The organism is Adlercreutzia sp. DFI.6.23 (assembly GCF_024462535.1).
GTDB lineage: Bacteria > Actinomycetota > Coriobacteriia > Coriobacteriales > Eggerthellaceae > Adlercreutzia > Adlercreutzia rubneri.
The window spans coordinates 1-422 of record NZ_JANGBP010000137.1 but is presented as its reverse complement, the minus strand read 5'-3'; the positions used below and the strand labels follow the sequence as shown (position 1 = coordinate 422).

Sequence of the window (422 nt, the reverse complement as noted above, 5' to 3'; positions counted from 1 at the left end):
CGCGGGCCAGGCCGATGACGATGGCCGAGAACGCGAAGTCCTTCAGGCCCGCGGCGTGCTCGTCATTGCCGATAACGGCATGATCATCGATACCATTCTGAACGCCATGGCCATGGGGCTCGCCGATGTGGCGCCTGCGGTGTACACCACCATTCTGTACGTGGCGGAGAACCTTCTGACCATCCTGGTGCCGAGCTCTTCCAGCCTGGCGGCGCTCACCATGCCCATCTTCGGGCCCCTGACCGAGTTGGTGGGACTGAATCCCGAGGGTGCTGTCACGGCCCTGTGCCTGGCCGAGCCCATGATGACTATCATCGCGCCACGAGTGCCATCCTTGTCGCGGGTCTGGCCGTGTGCAAGATCAGCCTAGAGCAGTGGTGGAAGACCTGCTGGAAGTGGTGGCTGGTCATGAGCGCGGTCTG

1 pseudogene is annotated in these 422 nt (G+C 63.3%); it reads left to right on the top strand.

The annotated features are described in order from the left end of the window. Nucleotides 1–370 (top strand): annotated as a pseudogene (locus NE591_RS12690) (hypothetical protein); the annotation flags it as partial. Between the last annotated feature and the right edge of the window lie 52 nt (nucleotides 371–422).